This window comes from Flavobacterium pedocola (assembly GCF_053764385.1).
In genome coordinates this window covers 153903-173557 of the sequence record NZ_JBSNCR010000003.1, presented here as the reverse complement: position 1 = coordinate 173557, position 19655 = coordinate 153903, and the positions used below count along the sequence as shown (strand labels likewise).

15 protein-coding genes, 2 tRNA genes and 1 pseudogene are annotated in these 19655 nt (G+C 42.0%); 10 read left to right on the top strand and 8 right to left on the bottom strand.

Annotated elements, in window-relative coordinates; genetic code table 11:
• The first annotated feature begins 14 nt into the window (after positions 1-14).
• The gene (locus ACWPKD_RS07795; protein WP_455412117.1) at positions 15-623 is read left to right on the top strand and encodes a response regulator; all 609 of its coding nucleotides are present in this window, start codon (positions 15-17) and stop codon (positions 621-623) included.
• On the opposite strand, the pseudogene ACWPKD_RS07790 reads toward ACWPKD_RS07795, so the two are convergent.
• The 3 genes and pseudogenes from ACWPKD_RS07790 to ACWPKD_RS07780 form a co-directional block, all read right to left on the bottom strand.
• Positions 624-1340: pseudogene (locus tag ACWPKD_RS07790) on the bottom strand (tRNA1(Val) (adenine(37)-N6)-methyltransferase); the annotation flags it as partial. It lies immediately after the preceding gene.
• A gap of 46 nt (positions 1341-1386) precedes the next feature.
• On the bottom strand, positions 1387-1914 hold the full coding sequence (gene rimM / locus ACWPKD_RS07785; protein WP_455412116.1) for a ribosome maturation factor RimM: 528 nt from the start codon (positions 1912-1914) through the stop codon (positions 1387-1389).
• Between the two features lie 16 nt (positions 1915-1930).
• Positions 1931-2500: a 30S ribosomal protein S16 gene (locus tag ACWPKD_RS07780; protein WP_455412115.1), complete on the bottom strand. Its 570-nt coding sequence runs from the start codon at positions 2498-2500 to the stop codon at positions 1931-1933.
• 195 nt (positions 2501-2695) lie between these two features.
• Here ACWPKD_RS07780 and ACWPKD_RS07775 point away from each other — a divergent pair, with 195 nt between their 5' ends.
• Complete coding sequence (locus ACWPKD_RS07775) at positions 2696-3043, top strand: RNA recognition motif domain-containing protein (protein ID WP_455412114.1); 348 nt, start codon at positions 2696-2698, stop codon at positions 3041-3043.
• Between the two features lie 160 nt (positions 3044-3203).
• Here the strand turns inward: ACWPKD_RS07775 and ACWPKD_RS07770 are convergent, their stop codons facing one another.
• Positions 3204-3719, bottom strand: a complete 516-nt coding sequence (locus tag ACWPKD_RS07770) for a hypothetical protein (RefSeq protein WP_455412113.1) — start codon at positions 3717-3719, stop codon at positions 3204-3206.
• A 4-nt stretch (positions 3720-3723) separates the two neighbouring features.
• Positions 3724-4107 carry a hypothetical protein gene (locus ACWPKD_RS07765; protein WP_455412112.1) on the bottom strand — a complete coding sequence of 128 codons (384 nt, stop codon included), beginning with the start codon at positions 4105-4107 and terminating at the stop codon, positions 3724-3726.
• A 201-nt stretch (positions 4108-4308) separates the two neighbouring features.
• On the opposite strand from ACWPKD_RS07765, the gene dnaE reads away from it, so the two are divergent.
• The gene (dnaE, locus tag ACWPKD_RS07760) at positions 4309-8832 is read left to right on the top strand and encodes a DNA polymerase III subunit alpha (protein WP_455412111.1); all 4524 of its coding nucleotides are present in this window, start codon (positions 4309-4311) and stop codon (positions 8830-8832) included.
• 204 nt (positions 8833-9036) lie between these two features.
• Positions 9037-9354 carry a thioredoxin gene (gene trxA, locus ACWPKD_RS07755; protein WP_313805038.1) on the top strand — a complete coding sequence of 106 codons (318 nt, stop codon included), beginning with the start codon at positions 9037-9039 and terminating at the stop codon, positions 9352-9354.
• 50 nt (positions 9355-9404) lie between these two features.
• Here the strand turns inward: trxA and ACWPKD_RS07750 are convergent, their stop codons facing one another.
• Together ACWPKD_RS07750 and ACWPKD_RS07745 are read right to left on the bottom strand one after the other, a co-directional pair.
• Positions 9405-11459: a tetratricopeptide repeat-containing sensor histidine kinase gene (locus ACWPKD_RS07750; protein ID WP_455412110.1), complete on the bottom strand. Its 2055-nt coding sequence runs from the start codon at positions 11457-11459 to the stop codon at positions 9405-9407.
• On the bottom strand, positions 11456-12160 hold the full coding sequence (locus tag ACWPKD_RS07745; RefSeq protein ID WP_455412109.1) for a LytR/AlgR family response regulator transcription factor: 705 nt from the start codon (positions 12158-12160) through the stop codon (positions 11456-11458). Before ACWPKD_RS07745 ends, ACWPKD_RS07750 begins: the two co-directional genes overlap by 4 nt.
• A 154-nt stretch (positions 12161-12314) precedes the next feature.
• Between ACWPKD_RS07745 and ACWPKD_RS07740 the strand changes: the two genes are divergently transcribed.
• The 6 genes from ACWPKD_RS07740 (at position 12315) to ACWPKD_RS07715 (ending at position 19147) form a co-directional block, all read left to right on the top strand.
• The gene (locus ACWPKD_RS07740; RefSeq protein ID WP_455412108.1) at positions 12315-16223 is read left to right on the top strand and encodes a tail fiber domain-containing protein; all 3909 of its coding nucleotides are present in this window, start codon (positions 12315-12317) and stop codon (positions 16221-16223) included.
• 211 nt (positions 16224-16434) lie between these two features.
• Positions 16435-17361: a DUF58 domain-containing protein gene (locus tag ACWPKD_RS07735; RefSeq protein ID WP_455412107.1), complete on the top strand. Its 927-nt coding sequence runs from the start codon at positions 16435-16437 to the stop codon at positions 17359-17361.
• 87 nt (positions 17362-17448) lie between these two features.
• A tRNA-Asp gene (locus ACWPKD_RS07730) sits at positions 17449-17525 on the top strand.
• A gap of 270 nt (positions 17526-17795) precedes the next feature.
• A tRNA-Asp gene (locus ACWPKD_RS07725) sits at positions 17796-17872 on the top strand.
• Positions 17873-17919: 47 nt separating this feature from the next.
• Positions 17920-18159, top strand: coding sequence for a GIY-YIG nuclease family protein (locus tag ACWPKD_RS07720; protein ID WP_455412106.1), 240 nt, complete (start codon positions 17920-17922; stop codon positions 18157-18159).
• A 130-nt stretch (positions 18160-18289) separates the two neighbouring features.
• Positions 18290-19147: a DMT family transporter gene (locus ACWPKD_RS07715; RefSeq protein WP_455412105.1), complete on the top strand. Its 858-nt coding sequence runs from the start codon at positions 18290-18292 to the stop codon at positions 19145-19147.
• Here ACWPKD_RS07715 and ACWPKD_RS07710 read toward each other — a convergent pair.
• Positions 19144-19644: a DUF456 domain-containing protein gene (locus ACWPKD_RS07710; protein ID WP_455412104.1), complete on the bottom strand. Its 501-nt coding sequence runs from the start codon at positions 19642-19644 to the stop codon at positions 19144-19146. The genes ACWPKD_RS07715 and ACWPKD_RS07710 overlap by 4 nt on opposite strands.
• Positions 19645-19655: the final 11 nt, after the last annotated feature.

Genomic DNA, 19655 nt, shown 5'->3' with positions numbered 1-19655 from the left:
TTTATTTTTGCGGCATGATACGAGTGGTTTTAATTGAGGATTATGAAGTGTTGCGACACTCTATGAAAGAAATGATTGATCAGGAGGAAGGATACAAAGTTGTTGGCGATTTCGAATCCTATGAAAAAGCTCTTCCTGAAATGAAAAACCTTGGTCCGGATGTGCTCCTGACGGATATTTCACTGCCCGGTATCAATGGTATTGAAGGGATTAGGCAAATTAAACAGTTGCTTCCGCAGTTGGCAATCATAGTAGTGACCATTCATGAAAACTCGCAATACGTGTTCAATGCGTTATGTGCAGGGGCTGTAGGGTATCTTACCAAAAATTCCGGAAAGCAAAAAGTGATTGATGCTTTAAACCAACTTAAACAAGGTGGAGCACCGATGAGTGTTAACATCGCCCGAATGGTCGTCGAGTCCTTTCAGCAAAAACCGCATAACGATTTAACCCAGCGGGAAAATGAAGTATTGAGTTTGTTGTCACAAGGGAAAAGTTATGCTACTATAGCGGATACTTTGTGTTTGAGCGTCAACACCATTAAAACCCATGTAAAAAACATCTACGAAAAACTGCAGGTGAGTAGTAAGGAGGAACTGATTAATCGTAAATTTACTTTCTGATTACATTTTCAGATAGAAGTCTTTAGTTAGTTCAATGTACTCCGGTGTATATTGATGACGCGCCGTTTCGATTACCAATTCGTCTACTAAAGGCGCTTGCTCAATTCTGGAAAATGCCAACAAACTACGCTTGATTTCTGATGTTGGTGTGCCTTTAACGCGGGTAATTTTTAAAGGGAATAAACTTCTTTCTTTGCAAAGGGCTTTTACTTTTTCTTCTTCTTTAAAAGGAATAATCAGCGAAAAAATACCGTGTTCCGATAAGAAAAAATCGGCAGCTTCCACCAATTCTTCAAAAGGTAAGGAATCTTCAAAACGGGCATTGTCCCTCTGGTCATCACCGGATTTGTACTCGTCAGTGTAAAAAGGCGGGTTGGATACAATCAGGTCGAATTCTTCGTCTACTTCATCTACGAATTCATCCAAACCGGCATGGTAACAGTACAAACGGTTGTTCCATGGGGAGTTTTCAAAATTTTCGGTAGCCTGTTCGTAGGCGTCGTCGTCAATTTCAATAGCATCGATTTGCTCTGCGTTGCTGCGTTGTGCCAACATCAAGGCAATCAAACCTGTTCCGGCACCAATATCCAAAACGTTGAACGGATTATTTATTAGCGGTGTCCAGGCACCCAATAAAACACCATCCGTACCCACTTTCATGGCGCAACGGTCTTGTTGAATGGTAAATTGTTTGAATTGAAACATGATTTGGATTTTCTGTTTACTGCGACTGACACGAGCGTAGCGAACTGACGAAGTAAAACTATCCTAAGTAAAGGTCTACCAATCCTTCCGGAGTGTCTAAAACCACTTTTTTATTGGCTCTGTCGATTTCCACTATGAAATCATCAATCATAGGAATTAAAATTTCCGTGTTGTCTTTCATGATTTCGAATAAAGCCTGTGCGGTAGAATCGTTAATGGAAACGATTTTTCCGATGTTGCCCAAACGAACATCTTCCACATCAAAGCCGATCACTTCATGGAAATAGAATTTTTTGCCTTCCAGTTTCGGTAACATGGTCAGGGGGAGATAGACTTCGCTTCCCAGGATTCGGTCGGCATCGTCTTCGCTGTCCACTTCTTCAAATTTGACTCTTAAGAAGTCGCCTTTGTGAAGTGCACTTTTTTCAATAAAAAATGGAACCAGGTTTTTGCCGAATTCGACAAAAACTGATTCCATATCTTCATACATTTCGGGTTCGTCCGTATCTAAATAGATAAGGACTTCTCCCTTGAAACTAAATTTTTTTGCGATTTTACCTAAATAGAAACACTCTTCTTTACGCATGGAACCGCTTTAAAAATTAAGCTTGAGTTTCTTCGTTGTTCTCCTCAACAGCTGGAGTCTCTTCAGTTGCAGCTTCTGCTACTTCCTCAGTTGCCTCTTCAGCTACTTCTTCTTCAGTTGCTTCAGCAGCTTTCAAAGCTTCAGCCTGAGCAGCAGCACGCTTAGCGTTAGCTTCTTTCTCAGCTTTTAAAGCCGCAGCTTTAACATCCGCTTTAGATTTTGCTAAACCGTCTTTTTTAGCGTCAACTTTACCAGCTTTAGACTCTAACCAAGCAGCTAATTTAGCTTCCGCTTGTTCAGCAGTTAAAGCACCTTTACGAACTCCGCCTTCTAGGTGGTGTTTCAATAAAGCACCTTTGTAAGAAAGGATAGCTCTTGCAGTGTCAGTTGGCTGAGCACCGTTGAATAACCAAGTAACTGCCTTGTCCAAGTTCAAGTCTATAGTTGCAGGGTTAGTGTTTGGATTGTAAGTTCCGATTTTCTCAAGGAATCTACCATCTCTTTTCGCGCGAGCATCTGCTGCTACGATCCAGTAAAAAGGTTTCCCTTTTTTACCATGTCTTTGTAATCTGATTTTTACTGACATAATCTTTAATGATTAATTTGAGGTACACGACCTCGGTTATTTAAGGGTGCAAATATATGAAAGTTTAGCATACAAAATAATTAAATTTCACAAAATATGTTTTATATACAACAATTATTTTAAAAGAAAAAGCTTAATAATGAGTGATTTAGATTTTTAATAACCTACCTTTACCAAAATTTTTAAAATAGTTATATGAACATTTTTGTTGGAAGTCTTCCGTTCTCTATTGACGAAGCAGACTTAAGATCGTCTTTTGAGGTATACGGGGAAGTAACTTCAGTTAAAATCATCACTGATAAATTTACTGGAAGAAGTAAAGGATTTGGTTTTGTGGAAATGGAAAATGATGCAGATGCATTAAAGGCCATTGAAGAATTAAACGGAGCAACCGTTGGAGGTCGCCCAATCGTAGTAAACAAATCCGAGCCGAAACCGGAAGGTGAAAGAAGAAGTTTCAACAACAACCGTTCAGGCGGAGGTTATGGAAACAACCGCGGTGGTGGGAACTACGGAGGCGGAAATAATAGAGGTAGATATTAATCACTGTATTTTCAATAGGCAAAAGCCATCCTGATTAAGGATGGCTTTTTTTGTTGCATTTTTTGGGGTTAAAGGATATTGCTTCAGTTAAGTTTGTTGCTAACCTCGTCTCAGGGTCCAGTGAAAAGGCTTTGCAATCCATCCGGCCCGGAGATTTAAATTAATAAATCAAAATAGTGTAAATTTTGATGTTCGCATTGTTTGGGTCCTGGTAAAAGGAATATTCTATAGTCCAGCCATATGTTGGAGAAGTATAGATAGGGTTATTGGCATCGATTTCGCGTAAAATATTATCGTTGTCGAAATATTTTAATTTATAAAACTCCTGAGCATTTCCTAGAACCCAAGCCCCATTACTTGTAAAAGTTGTTACGGTTGATGGAGAAGAAAGTCTTTCCCAAGTTGTAATCACCGGTGAGCTTGAAGGTGAATTAAAAGGGAAACGATAAACATTAGAAGTGTTCTCCAGTACATAGGATGTTTGTGCTGATGTAGGGCCAAGAGGGATGTTACCAAAAGGTTTACTGTGGAACTCCGGATAAGTTGTTCCTACAGGTCTTGTAATAATGTCGGTTAGGTTAAATGTGTAACCGGTTAAATTATAAACCTCAAATGTTTTCTGTGCAAAATTTTGTAAACCAATCAAAAGTGTTGCAATAAGGATAATCTTTTTCATGTTGTTAGTTGTTTTTTTGTTGGTGGTACATGTTTGTTAGTTTCTTGGAGTATTCTCTGATTGCAGCACGAACCAGTTCGTCAGTGTTCGGATTTGCTTTGCCTGTAGCTTCGGCTCCGTTTTTTCCTAGTGAGGTCAAAAGTTCACTGGCGTCTTTTTTAATAAGTTCGGTTACTTCCGCTGTTACATTTTGGGAGGAGCCGCTTTCACGTTTGGATTGCATCCAGATTTTTAAAGAGTTTTCAAATTTTAGCATTTCGTCTGTTTTTTCAACGCTAACGGCTGCTTTACTTTGTTGGGCAGCTGTCTCTTCACTACTGCAAGAGCTAATACTTGTTGTGCCTATGGCCGCAAAAAGCAGAGCTGCAAAAAAATACGTTTTTTTCATTTTTTAAAGTTTAAATGATTTATAAGAATTAGATTACATAATTATTGATTAAAAAAACAACAACAAAATTTTCCTACAATAATAACAAAACACTTTCCTTTTGTTAATAACTAAAATTGACATTCCGCATCCGAAAACGTATTTTTGTTTCAATCTAAAATTGGCTTGTAGTATATCGCTTACGGCTTAAAACTCAGATACATGTATTTAATTTTCGATACCGAAACCACCGGATTGCCACGCAGTTGGTCGGCACCCATTACCGATACCGATAACTGGCCGCGTTGTATCCAGATTGCCTGGCAATTGCACGATGAGATGGGAAATCTTGTCGAGCATCAGGACTATCTGGTGAAACCGGAGGGCTTCAACATTCCCTATGATGCCGAACGTATTCATGGAATTTCCACCGAATTGGCTATGGAACAGGGAATTTCGTTGTTAGAAGTGTTGGAGAAATTCAATATTGCCTTATCGAAAGCCAAATACATTGTAGGTCAGAATGTTGGTTTCGACGTGAACATCATGGGGTGTGAATTCCACCGGATGAGCATCGGTTCCGATATGGTCAAAATGCCGGTTTTGGATACCTGTACCGAAACCACTGCTGAATTGTTAAAATTACCCGGAGGGCGAGGCGGACGATACAAATTGCCAACCCTTACCGAGTTACACCAATATTTATTCGGGGAACCGTTTGCCGAAGCCCACAACGCGACCGCCGACGTGGAAGCTACGACACGCTGTTTTCTGGAATTAATCAAACGCGAGGTTTTCACCAAAGAAGAACTTGATGTTACCGAAGACTATTACGACCGTTTCCGCGAAAACAATCCGCAGGAAATCCAGTTGATCGGGTTAAAGCACATCAACCTTAAAAAAGCTTCAGACGAGATTCGTGCCCGTTTAAAACAGATCCAGCAGGAAGAAGTCGGACAGACCATTTCGGAAGAAGATAAGAAAGATCTTGAGCATGCGGCTTATGCGCACTTGCACAATCATTCCCAGTTTTCAGTATTACAGTCCACCATTGCCATCAACGATTTGGTGAATGCAGCCATTAAAAATAAAATGCCGGCCGTGGCCATGACCGATGTGGGGAACATGATGGGGGCGTTCCAGTTTGTAAGTGCCGTCCTGAACCACAACAAAGGCGCCGAAGCCAAAAATAAAGCTGCTGAAGAAAACGGGGAACAACCATCGGAAACCATTGTAAAACCTATTGTTGGTGCCGAATTCAACGTTTGTGAAGACCATAAAGACAAAACCAAGAAAGACAACGGGTATCAGGTGGTTTTTCTGGCCAAGAACAAAAAAGGCTACCATAATCTGGCCAAAATGGCGTCCATTGCCTATACGGAAGGGTTTTATTACGTGCCGCGTATCGACCGTTCGGTAGTGGAAAAATATAAAGAAGACATTATCGTTTTGTCCGGAAACCTGTATGGGGAAATACCGAGCAAAATTTTAAATATCGGTGAAAATCAGGCCGAAGAAGCACTTGTTTGGTGGAAATCCCAATTCCAGGATGATTTTTACATTGAAGTAATGCGTCACAATCAGGAAGATGAAAACCGCGTGAACCAAACCCTGATTGCCTTCGCCCGCAAGCACAACATAAAACTGATTGCCACCAACAACACCTATTATGTCGCCAAAGAAGACGCCAACGCCCACGATATTTTATTGTGTGTGAAAGATGGCGAAAAACAGGCTACACCCATCGGTCGCGGTCGCGGCTACCGTTTCGGGATGCCAAATCAGGAATACTATTTCAAGTCGGAAGCGGAGATGAAAAAACTTTTCGCCGATTTGCCCGAAGCCATCATCAACATACAGGAAATCATCGATAAAGTAGAAGCCTATTCACTGTACCGTGACGTATTGCTTCCCAAATTCGACATTCCGGATGAATTTAAAGTGGAAGAGGATAAGGCCGATGGCGGTGTACGAGGAGAAAATGCTTATTTACGTCATTTAACCTACAGTGGTGCTGAAAAGCGATATCCTGAAATTACGGAAGACATTCGCGAACGACTTGATTTTGAATTGCTTACCATTTCCAACTCAGGATATCCGGGTTACTTTTTGATTGTACAGGATTTCATTGCCGAGGCACGAAAAATGGGTGTTTCGGTGGGGCCTGGTCGTGGATCGGCTGCGGGTTCTGCGGTAGCATATTGCTTGGGAATTACCAACATCGACCCTATTAAATACGATTTGCTTTTTGAGCGTTTCCTAAACCCGGACCGTGTGTCCATGCCCGATATCGATATTGACTTTGATGATGAAGGCCGTGGTTTGGTTATGGATTACGTAATCAACAAATACGGTGCGAATCAGGTGGCGCAGATCATTACTTATGGTAAGATGGCGACCAAATCCGCGATTCGTGATACGGCGCGTGTACTCGATTTACCTTTGTTTGAAGCGGACAGAATCGCTAAGTTGATCCCGGGGATGATGCCGTCCAAATGGAACTTAGCCCGTTTTCTGGCAGAAGACGAAAGCGAAGTGAAAAAGGCTTTGAAATCGTCCGAAGAATTTGATCGCGTTAAGGAGTTGATTGCCATAGCCGGGGAAGAAGATTTAGCCGGAGAAACCATTCAGCAGGCAAAAATGCTGGAAGGTTCGCTTCGAAATACCGGAATTCACGCTTGTGGGGTAATCATTACGCCGGACGATATTACCAATTTCGTACCGGTAACCACGGCAAAAGATTCCGATTTGTACGTAACCCAGTTCGACAACTCCGTAGCGGAAAGTGCCGGTTTGTTGAAGATGGACTTCCTGGGTTTAAAAACCTTAACCTTAATAAAAGATACGGTCAAATTGGTGAAATACCGCACCGGAATCCAGCTCGATCCGGATACCTTCCCAATTGACGACCAAAAAACATACGAACTGTTCCAAAGAGGTGAGACCGTCGGGATTTTCCAGTACGAGTCGCCCGGGATGCAGAAATACATGAAAGAGCTGAAACCAACCGTTTTCGGGGATTTGATTGCAATGAACGCGTTGTATCGACCGGGGCCGTTGGAGTACATTCCGTCTTTCGTCCGTAGGAAAAACGGCGAGGAAGAAATCACTTATGACTTAGATGCCAATGAGGAATATCTTGCGGAAACCTATGGAATTACGGTATACCAGGAGCAGGTGATGCTTTTGTCACAGAAACTTGCAAACTTCTCCAAAGGTGATGCCGACGTCCTTCGTAAAGCGATGGGTAAAAAGCAGAAAGATGTCTTGGATAAAATGAAATCCAAGTTCATCGATCAGGCGATGGCCAACGGGCATGATGAGAAAAAGCTGGATAAAATCTGGACAGATTGGGAAGCGTTTGCGAGTTATGCCTTCAACAAATCCCACTCGACCTGTTATGCATGGATCGCTTATCAAACCGCATATTTGAAAGCGCATTACCCTGCGGAATACATGGCGGCGGTACTTTCCAATAATATGAACGACATCAAACAGGTTTCTTTTTTTATGGAAGAATGTAAGCGCATGGGCTTAGATGTATTAGGACCTGATGTGAACGAATCCTTTTATAAATTTACGGTTAACGAAAATTACGCCGTTCGTTTCGGAATGGGAGCGATTAAAGGGGTGGGGGAAGGTGCCGTAAAAACGATAGTGGAAACCCGTAAAGACGGAAAATACAAATCCATCTTCGATTTGGCCAAACGTATCGATTTGCGTGCCGCCAATAAAAAAGCCTTTGAGAATCTGGCATTGGCTGGAGGTTTTGATTGTTTTGAGAATACACACCGGGCGCAATATTTTCATCATGATGGTGACAATATCACGTTTTTGGAAAAGGCGATGCGCTACGGTTCTAAAACGCAGGAAAACGAAAATTCCTCACAGGTAAGTTTGTTTGGCGATGCGTCCGAAGTACAGATTCCGGAGCCAACTGTTCCGCCTTGCGAAGAATGGTTCACTATGGAAAAACTGGCCAAAGAGAAAGAAGTGGTCGGGATTTATATTTCCGGACATCCGCTGGACGATTATAAGTTTGAAATGAAATATTTCTGTCCGACACGTTTGGAAGCTTTGAAAGATCTGAACCCGTTTGTGGGTAAAAATATAGCCGTTGGAGGAATTGTAACTAATGTTCAACACCGAGTAGCTAAAAATGGTAAAGGCTGGGCAACGTTTAATTTGGAAGGCTACGACGAGAGTTATGAATTCCGGATTTTTGATGAGGAATATTTGCGTTTCCGCCATTATCTGGGGCAGAACCATTTCGTTTACATCCGCTTGAATGTGAAGGAAGGCTGGACGAATAAGGAAACCGGTAAGAAATCCGATCCGCGTTTACAGTTTGTGGATGTGCTGCAATTACAGGATGTGTTGCCAAAGTTCGGAAAAAAACTGATCCTGCAATTTTCTATAGGTGATTTGCGTGAGCAACTGATTATGGAACTGAACGAATTGTTTAAAATGAATGCAGGGGAAGCTTCGGTTACCTTTGAGGTGATGGAATTGGAGCGGGTGAAAACGATTGTTGAGGTTCCGGTGGTAAGCGAAATGAACGAGTCCGATGAGGTGGGCGATGCAGACGAAAATCTTGAGGAAGTGGAAATCACCATGCCGGAAGAAAAAGAAGAAATCCGTGTGGTGACCAAACTCAGTATGCCGAGCCGTAAACTGAAAATCGGTATTTCCAACGCAGTGCTTCAAGAGCTTGAGCGTTTGCAGATCAATTTTAAACTGAATTAAGGAGACAATGCCCTAGCCCCGATGGGAGCGGCATCCTTTTTCGGGCATCCCGAGAATCGGGATGACAGAAAAAGATAGAGCGTACAGCGGGAAAAAGCTCCTGATAAAAAATACCAATCACAGCATAATCAAAACTGATTTTCAAAGCGGTTGCGATTTAAAATAAAGTACTATTTTTGTTCAACAATTTTAAACAACATTAAAATGGCATTAGCAATTACAGATGCTACTTTCGAAGAAGTAGTATTAAAATCAGATAAACCGGTATTAGTGGATTTTTGGGCAGCTTGGTGTGGACCATGTCGTATGGTAGCGCCTATTATCGATCAAATCAGTGAAGAGTATGCTGGTAAAGCCGTAATCGGTAAGGTTGATGTAGACGCGAACCAGGAGTTTGCTGCAAAATACGGAGTGCGTAACATTCCTACAGTATTGGTGTTCCAAAACGGAGAAGTGGTTGGAAGACAAGTAGGTGTTGCTCCTAAAAACACTTACACGGAAGCAATCGACGCGTTATTATAATCTGATTTTTTCAGTATACGGATAGGAGCCTAACGAAAGTTAGGCTTTTTTTATGCAAAGCTTAATGTAAAACGGGTGCCTTGCTCCAGATGGGTCTCCACGGTAATTTTACAATTGATGGCTTTGGCAAGGTCGCGGATAAGATGGAGTCCCAAACCGGTTTTAATCCCGACCACTTCTTTTTCATCATACAGCGCACGGAACTGTTCCTGGGTACCGCCGGGGCCGTTGTCGGTTACGGATAAAAAGTATTGTCCGTTTTCTTCCCAGGCTTTCCAGATAATACTTGGATCTTGGGTTTTTTCCAGTGCTCTTACAGCGTTGGCGGTAAGGTTCCGGATGATGGTTTTTAGATAATTTTCATCGGTAAAGAGATGAACGTTTTGGCTGTTTTCAAAAATAATTTTCACCTGCTCCTCACTGGAAAAATGTTTTGCGGTGTCCTCAAAGAGTAGTGCCACGGCTATGTTTTTAGGCTGCGGTTTAAAATTTTCCATTTGACCTTTGCTCCAAAGCAGGAGGTCTTCCATGGAGTCAAGAAGGTTTTCTGCACCGGCCAGAGTTTTGTTTTGCAGGCGTTTTTTGCTTTCCTCATCAAAAAGTTCCGGATTTTCTTTCTGCAAGTGTAAAAAATGAATAAGGTTGGCTACCGGGCTTCGCAAATCGTGGTTTAAGATACTGAAAAACTGTGTCTTGATTTTGTTGGCCTGATCGAGTTCGGTATTTAAGCGTTTGAGTTTTTTGTTGGTGCGTTTTCGGTTGAGGTTCTGTCGGTACAATAAGCCCGCAATGGTCAAAAGAAAGACAAACCCGATCCCCAGATAAATCTGTTTTTTACGCGTATTTTCAATCTGAAGGTTCTTTAACTGATTTTCCGCAGACAAAAGATTGATTTTCTCCTGTTTGTTTCGGTTCTGGAATTTGGCTTCCGCATTGGCAATTGTTTGTTTAGCTGATTCGTTCAGCATTTTTTCATTGGCCTGGGTGTAAATCTTATGGTAAGCAAAGGCCTGTTTCCAATCTCCCAATTGCGCATAACTTTCCGAAAGCAACTGGTTGATCACAATGAACGAATTTTTATCAAACTCGTAGGCGTGCGTGGAAGCTTGCTTAAAAACGTCGATGGCTTTGGCATAGTTCCCGTGCCTGAAAAGCAGTTTGCCTTCGGTAACCCGGGCTTCCATGAGAATTTCATCGTCGTTGGATTTTTTAGCGAAAAACATGGCTTTCCTGGTGTAGAATGCTGCCTTTTCAAGATTTTCTTTCGAAATATAATATTCGGCCATATAGCGATTGGCACCACTGACACTGATGTGCAGCGAATCTTCTTCGGAAACCAATTTGTAAATACCGTTATAATATTTTGAAAGGCTGTCCAGATTTTGTTTGCCAGTGTAGCATTTGATGTAATCGTTGTATAAAAAAGCCATTGCATTAGGCGATCCTGTAAGATAGGGTTTAGCGTAATTGGAATACTCAATGCCTTTGTCGAACTGTTTCATTTTGATGTAGGCCTGACCAATCTGTGAATAGGAAATACCAATGTTAACGATGTTTTTCGTGTCGTCTTTCGGGAATTTTTTACGGTATTCGATGGCTTTCAGTTTGTAACCGATGAATTTTTCGATTTCCGAGTTGTCCAGATAGTATTCGCCTAAGCTACCGTTCAGGATGCCTTGCGTATACACACTTTTAGTAGTGTCCAATACCGTTTCGATATGACGGATTAAATTTTTACGCTTCTGAAACTGTTTGGTGGAATAGTACAGGTAGTTCAGGCGCATGATGGCCAGTGTTTCTTCCTTCAGGTTTTTTCTTTTTTTTGCGAAATTCCATGAGGCTTCAAATAGCGGAATGGCTTTTTCGTACTGGTTGTTGTCGTATTCATAGCCGTAAGCTTTGTAAAAAGAGAAACGCGCCATTAAATAAGAATCGTTTTTGGCTGAGGCAATGCCTTTGTTGGCCAATACGATCAGTTCTTTGTAATTGCCATCGTTTTTGGCTGTTTCACAGGCATCGAGTAACAGCTTGGTAGCATGGTTTTGATTCTGGGAAAAAACCACAACGGAAAACAGTAAGAATAGAATCAAACTGGTTTTTTTCATGCAATCAAACTTAAATTGTCCTTATAACTTCTGCCAATAGGGATCATAACATTATTGTTCAGTTCAATTTCCTGCGCGCCGATTTTTTTCACATATTGCTTCTGTACGGCAAAACTGCGATGGATCCTGACAAAAGACTGAAAATGACTTTCCTTAAGCAAAGTGCCGATGCTGGACAAAACACAATGTCTTTTTTGTGAAGTTACAATCAGCGTATAATCTTTTAATGCCTCTAAGTAGAGGATGTCGTGGAGTTTAACCTTTGTTTGTTGATGCCCTTCCTTTATGTAAACAGTGTCCCCGCCGATACTGGCTTCAAATAGTGAGGCTTTGTGTTTGATTTCCATAAACTCTTCAATGCGGCTCATGGTCTGGGAAAAGCGATCCAGTTTTACAGGTTTTACTATAAAGTCTAGGGTTTCCAGTTCAAAACTCTTTACGGCATGTTCCGGATGCGAAGTGATGAATACACAAACGGGAATGTGTATGGTTTTTTTTCTGAAATCCATCCCGCTGAGATTGGGCATGTCAATGTCTAAAAACAACACATCGATTTCTTCATTTTCTATTGCAGGCAGCGCTTCTTCGGCTGATTCAAAAACTCCGGCTATGTGTAAAACCGGAAATTTTTTGGCAAGCGAAACCACCGTCAGCCTGTCGATTTCGTCGTCGTCGATTATGATGCAATTTAGTTTTTTCATAAGGGATTGCCAATGAGCCAAATGTATAAATTTTTTAAGAAAAACCAGGTCGTCCGTCTATTTAAAAAGTCGTTCGTCTATTACCATTTTTTTAAGAAACAAAGTAGCGCCATTTTTGCATGCCCCATAAGTATAATCAGTCGTATAATCACTTATGAAAAAAATTCTAGTTCTTCTGGTATTGTTTTCCTTGAAATCCTTTTCTCAGGTAGGAATCAACACCACTTCTCCCAACGCTCAATTGGATATTAAATCCAGTAATCAGGCAGCGCCTTCCAATACAGACGGAATCCTTATTCCTAAAATTGACGCCTTTCCTGCCGTTAATCCGACAGCCGCACAAACAGGGATGATGGTCTATCTTACCACAACAGTTGCGGGGAAACAACCGGGATTTTATTATTGGGATAATGGTTTGGTAAGCTGGGTTGGCGTAAAAGGAAATGCGGGCTGGGAGCTTACCGGTAATTCAGGAACAGTTGACGGCACCCATTTTATAGGAACTAAAGATAATACTCCTTTAAATTTTAGAGTGAACAATCAAAAAGCAGGAAGTATTGACCAGATCGGGAACGCCTTTTTTGGTTATCAGTCGGGAAGAGATAATGTAAGTAACTTTAATACCGGTTTTGGATCTTCGTCGCTTGCTGCTAATGAAACAGGGAGTTACAACGTTGCTCACGGTGCGAATTCACTTTCCTTAAATACGGGCGGAAATGCCAATACCGCCAACGGATATGCAGCATTGGGTTCCAATACAACGGGGAATTTTAATGTTGCGGTGGGAGATAATGCTTTATTTTCCAATACGACCACTTCAAATCTTGTGGGGGTTGGACATGATGTGTTGTACAACAATACCACAGGTATTGAAAACACTGGTGTAGGGTACAGGTCATTATTTGCCAACATCGGCGGTATGCGAAATACAGGAGTAGGGTTTCAGGCTTTGTATAATAATAATTTTGGTCACCAAAACACAGCTATTGGGGTTAATGCTCTATACAGCAATATCGATGGAGACAGTAACGTGGCTAACGGGTATGCGGCTTTGTTTAGTAATACAACTGGTGATGGTAATACAGCAATCGGAGTTGGTGCTATGTTTTCTAACACAAGCGGATACGATAATGTAGGGGTTGGGATTTCTGCATTACGTTCCAATACTACAGGGAGAGGTAATGCTGCAGTAGGTCATTTTGCACTTTTCCAAAATACAACAGGGTATTATAATGTGGCTACTGGGGAACATGCTCTTTTTAGCAACACCGTTGGATTTAATAATACAGCGACAGGAAACTACTCTTTGGGCTCTAATACTACTGGTTTGTCAAATACGGCAGGAGGTGGCTATGCCTTGGCGGCGAACACGACAGGAATGGAAAATGTGGCAAACGGATATTCTGCTCTGAAATCTAGTACAACGGCCTCTTTTAATACAGCTACCGGTACGTATGCAATGACTTCCAGTACCACCGGAAGCGGAAACACGGCTGACGGGTACCAGTCTCTTTTTCAAAATACAACCGGATACGGGAATATTTCAATGGGGTCACAGTCCCTTTATGGCAATACCACAGGGTTTTATAATACAGCTTTGGGGACTTTTGCTTTATTTTCCAATACTGGAACCTCTCACCTTGTGGCAGTTGGTTATCAGTCCTTGTACAGCAATACAAGTGGAACGAATAATACGGCCCTGGGAACACAATCGCTTTATTCCAATACAGGAGGAAGTGCTAATACTGCCAGTGGGAATAACGCGTTGTACTCCAATACGACTGGGAATTACAATACAGCAACTGGCTATTTAGCTTTGTACAATAATTCAACAGGAAGCAATAATACAGCGAATGGGGTTTTTGCACTCCGTTTTAACACTACAGGGACGAATAATACTGCAGTTGGCTATGGCTCATTAAATAATAATACTACGGGGGCTTCAAACACGGCTTTGGGATACAGTACATTGTTTGCTAATACAATAGGGTTTTCAAACACGGCTGTGGGGGGTTATGCGCTTCAGGCGAATATTTCAGGAGGGGGAAATACGGCAACAGGATTTGAGGCACTTCGGTATAATACGACTGGAGATGCTAATACCGCTACAGGATATAATGCATTAAACGTTAATACAACAGGTTCTTATAATGTAGCAACAGGATCTAATGCAATGCGTTACAATACTACAGGTCACAGCAATACAGCCAGTGGGTATTTTTCATTAAATTCAAATACCACGGGATATCAGAACACGGCCACAGGTAGAAACGCTTTGTATTGGAATACCACCGGAAACGATAACAGTGCGACTGGTGTGCAGGCATTAATGAGTAACACGACCGGGAATAATAATACAGCCAATGGGGTAGAAGCTCTGTATTTCAATACCACAGGGAACAACAATACCTCAGTGGGTTACAGATCTCTTCGTGCCAACACTACCGGAGTCGAAAACGTAGCGACAGGATATAATGCCTTGTATTCCAATACTGTAGGATCGGCTAATACAGCCAACGGAAGTGGTACGCTTTATGCCAATACAACAGGGAGTTTTAATTCGGCTTCCGGAGGGTATTCGTTGAATCTCAACACAACCGGTAGCTATAATACTGCGACCGGGTATGCGGCCCTTTATACCAATACGACTGGAAGTGAAAATACCGCAACCGGACTAAATGCCATGTTTTCCAATACCATCGGAAACGACAATACTGCAACCGGTAACAGTGCGCTTTATGGTAACACAACGGGAAGTTCTAATACAGCAACCGGAATAGCGACCTTACGTGATAATACTACTGGAAGCCGAAACACGGCCACCGGGGCTGAAGCTTTAAACTTTAATTCAACGGGTTCGGGAAATACTGCTGCCGGTGCGAGCGCATTGTTTTCTAATACCACAGGGAATAATAATACTGCTGACGGAAGTTATGCACTCTATTCGAATACCAACGGGGTAAGTAATACGGCCAGTGGGTATGCTTCACTTAGGGCTAATACTTCCGGAAATGAGAATACCGCCATAGGTTTTGAGGCGTTAAATGCCAATACAACAGGAATTGGTAATACCGCTACGGGGGTAGGTGCGCTTAATGAGAATACTACAGGGAGTTATAATACCGCCAGTGGATGGAACACTATGGCATACAATACAACAGGGAGTTATAATTTAGGGGTCGGAACTCAGGCGCTTAGGTCCAATACAACAGGAAGTGATAATGTTGCTGTTGGGTTGAATGCGCTTTATACTAATACTGCCGGAGTTGGTAATACTGCGATAGGACGGGGTGCTTTGGTGGCCAATACGACAGGGAATTATAACGTGTCAAGTGGGAATGGGTCACTTTTTGCCAATTCAACGGGGTATTATAATGTTGCTAACGGAACTTCTTCCCTTGTTGCTAATACCACCGGTTTCCAAAATACGGCAGTTGGAGGCGCTTCACTTACCACCACAACCACAGGATCGTACAATACGGCTTTAGGGTATAACACAGGGCCTAATACGAATACTTTCTTCAATACCACTTGTTTAGGGATTGATGCAACAGCTACCGCTAGTAATTCGGTACGCATTGGAAATGTTTTTGTGACTTCGATTGGCGGTTACCAGAACTGGACCAATATTTCAGACGGGCGTTTCAAGGAAAACATAAAAGAAGATGTGCCGGGATTAAAATTCATTCAGCAACTGCGTCCGGTTACGTATCGTCTGAACAATGAAAAAATCAACGAAATGACAGGCGTTTCCAAAAGTAAAACAGAAGGAACTCCGTTGCGTGGCGACCGTTATTCCGAGACTACCACTGGATTTATCGCGCAGGAAGTGGAACAGGCAGCTAAAGCGGTCAATTTTGACTTCAGTGGCGTGGACAAGCCTAAAAACCAGGCCGATTTCTACGGCTTGCGTTATGCAGAGTTTGTGGTTCCGTTGGTTAAAGCGGTTCAGGAGCAGCAGGAAATCATCGAGAAAGAACAGCAAAAAAACAAACAGCTTGAGGATAAAGTAAAGTCTTTGGAAGACAGGCTGAAAGCAATTGAGGAAAAACTAAACAAATAATTTTTGAGCGAAGGGTTCCGGCGTTTTTGGAATCCTTGTCCCTGCTATCCGCGCTACACGGTAGCGGCCATTGCGCCACCTGGCTCCTTCGTTAAAACAGTCCACTGGACTGTTTCTTAACACTCGGCCCTATCAGGGCTAAAAGGAAGCCATTTTTATTTTTGGAATCGTTTAATTTTTCAATCTTTAAATCTTTCAATATCTTTGAGAGATGAACTTAGACAATCAAATCGCAAAAATATCCAGTTTTCAGCATCTTGAATTATTGGCCAACCAAATCGTGGAAGGCTTTATTTCCGGGATGCACAAATCGCCGTTCCATGGTTTTTCCGCTGAGTTTGCTGAGCATAAAATCTACAATGCCGGGGAAAGCACCAAGCACATCGATTGGAAACTGTTCGCTAAAACCGATCGTCTGTATACCAAACGCTTCGAGGAAGAAACCAATTTGCGTTGTCATTTAATCATCGACAATTCCTCGTCCATGCATTATCCAAAGCTTCAGGATGGGCAATTGTTTTACGAGAACAAAATCGGTTTTTCGGTACTGGCTTCGGCGGTTTTAATGAATCTTTTAAAAAAACAACGCGATGCTGTTGGTTTAAGTGTTTATTCGGATTCCTATGAATATTATGCGCCGGAAAAGGGAAGCGAGCGCCACCACCGCATGTTGCTCGATCAGTTGGAGCGAGTATTGGAAACGCCAAAGGAAACCAAAGCGACCGATACGATCACGTACCTGCACCATATTGCCGAAAAAATGCACCGTCGTTCCATGATTGTTCTTTTTACGGATATGTTTCAGGGCGAAGACGATGAGCGTTTGTTTAAGGCCTTACAACATTTGAAGCATAACAAACATAAAGTAATTTTGTTTCACGTTATAGATAAGAAAACGGAATTTAGATTCGATTTCGACAATGCGCCGCGTAAGTTTATCGATCTGGAAACGGGTGAGCAGGTCAATCTTTTTGCCGAAAACGTTAAAACGGAGTATGAAAAACTCGTGGAAGCCTATTTTGATAAGGTAGCGAACACTTGTTCACAGTACAAAATTAAGTACGTTCCGGTGTCGGTGGACGAGAAATTTGAAAAAATAATGACGACCTATTTGATTGAAAAACAAAGGTTTGGGTAAGGTTTGTGGAAAATAATTTCAAAATAGTTGAAAAAATATTTGGTGAAGTAAAAAAGGGTTGTATATTTGCATCCGCAATAAAGCACTGGTTTGGTAGTTCAGTTGGTTAGAATACATGCCTGTCACGCATGGGGTCGCGGGTTCGAGTCCCGTCCAGACCGCCAGTAAAAGAGGAAAGCCTTTCGATACAAAGAAAGGCTTTTTTGCCCTCTTAAGAAATTTAAAATTAGTTGTGTTGTTTAGGTACGAAAGTACCAGGTTTAGTAGTTAGACCAATGAAAAGCTTTCCATTTTTGGAAGGCTTTTTTGATTTCAACCCTTTTCCTTTTTTAAAAACTGGCTTTCAGTGACTTATAATTTTTATTGATTTTTCTTTTCAAAATACTTGCAAATAGCCAAAAAGCATAGTACTTTCGCACTCGAAATACAGCACTGGTTTGGTAGTTCAGTTGGTTAGAATACATGCCTGTCACGCATGGGGTCGCGGGTTCGAGTCCCGTCCAGACCGCCAGTAAAGAAGAAGCTCCGATTATCGGGGCTTTTTTTATTTGTGAAATTATGTACTACGTTTATATCCTTTACTTAAAATCATTGGACGTTTATTATAAAGGGTTTACTTCTGGTGTTGAAGGAAGACTTGAATCGCATTTGTTGGGATTGAGCACCTATACTTCCAGAGCAAAAGATTGGGAACTTGTTTATAAGTTCGGTTACGAATCCAAGAAAGCTGCTATAATCGAAGAGAAAAGAATAAAAAAGCTAAACAGAGCCTCGCTTGAACGCATGATTAGCGGTTAGTATACCGGCCTGTCATCTCGTCTTAAGGACGAGACGGGTTTGAATCCTCCCGTTTTGAGACGGGACAAGTAAAGAAGAAGCTCCGATTATCGGGGCTTTTTTTATATCTTTAAAGGAAATCTGCAAAACGATGAGGAACGAAAAAGTGGCTTTGACAATCGGGATTTTCTGCATTTCCATTTTTCCGGTTTTGGTGAAAGGAACGCCTGTTGCCGGTTTGACTTCTGCTTTTTACCGCATGGCGATTGCTTTTATCGTGATCCTTCCGATCGTATTGTTTCAGAAGAAACTGGAAAAACCCAACACCAAAACTACCTGGATTCTTGTATTGTGCGGCGTTTGTTTTGGTTCCGATATTGCCGTGTGGAATATTGCTATTCAAGCATCTACGGCCACTCAAGCGACATTGCTTACCAATTTGGCACCGGTTTGGGTAGGGCTCAGCATGTTTTTCTTTCTGCCCAACAAGCCCAACCGTAATTTTTGGATAGGTGCCCTTTTGGCACTCGTCGGTATGGTGGTATTGATTGGTGTCGAAACCTTTCGGCAGTTAAAATTCGACCTCGGATTTGTGTTCGGGGTTTTGTCCGGGCTTTTTTATGCGGCGTATATGCTGTTCAGCAAATATGTTTTGCGCCAGCTGTCTTCCGTAAGTTTTATAACCTACAGTATGGCGGTGTCGAGTGTTTTCTTAGGATTGCTTTGTCTGATTCTTGATCAGCCGTTTACCGGATTTTCCTCTTCGGTATGGAGTGTTTTGTTGGTGCAGGGCATAGTCTGTCAGCTGATTGCCTGGACCCTGATTAGTTTCGCCATTCAGAAAATGGAAGCGAACCGTGTCTCGCTGAGTCTGCTTTCTCAAGTGTTGGTAACGTCAATCATCGCCTGGTTTTTTTTAGGGGAAATCATTACGGTTCAGATGCTTGTCGGTGGCGTAATCATCTTAGCGGGGATTGCCATTACATTTCTTCCGGCCAAGGGGACTTAAAACCAACTGCTTCGGTATTCCCAAACTTTCATCAGAAATAATCCTAAATAGATTACGCACACTACAAATTTTATAAAAGTGGAGGCCAAAAAACCTATGAATGAACCTGTGGCCGCTTTCATGGCACGCCTATGGTCCTGGCTATCGTAAATCAGTTCGCCAACCAATGCTCCTACGAAAGGCCCGATGATCACCCCAAAAGGAATTGGGACGATAAGCCCCACGATTAATCCGATATTCGTGCCCCAGATGCCGTAAGAACTCCCGCCGAAACGCTTAGTGCCTTTAGCCGGAATGACATAATCAAGGATACCTACAAAGATTGCAATAGCCAGTGTGATTCCCAATACCAGGTAATCGTTTGGGACAGCTTTTGTGAGGTAAATTAATAAAAGTCCTACCCAACTGATGGGTGGTCCGGGAAGTACAGGTAAAAAACTGCCCGCTATTCCAACAAGCATACAGATAAATCCGGTGATCAATAAAAAGTATTCCATATTTTTTTTAC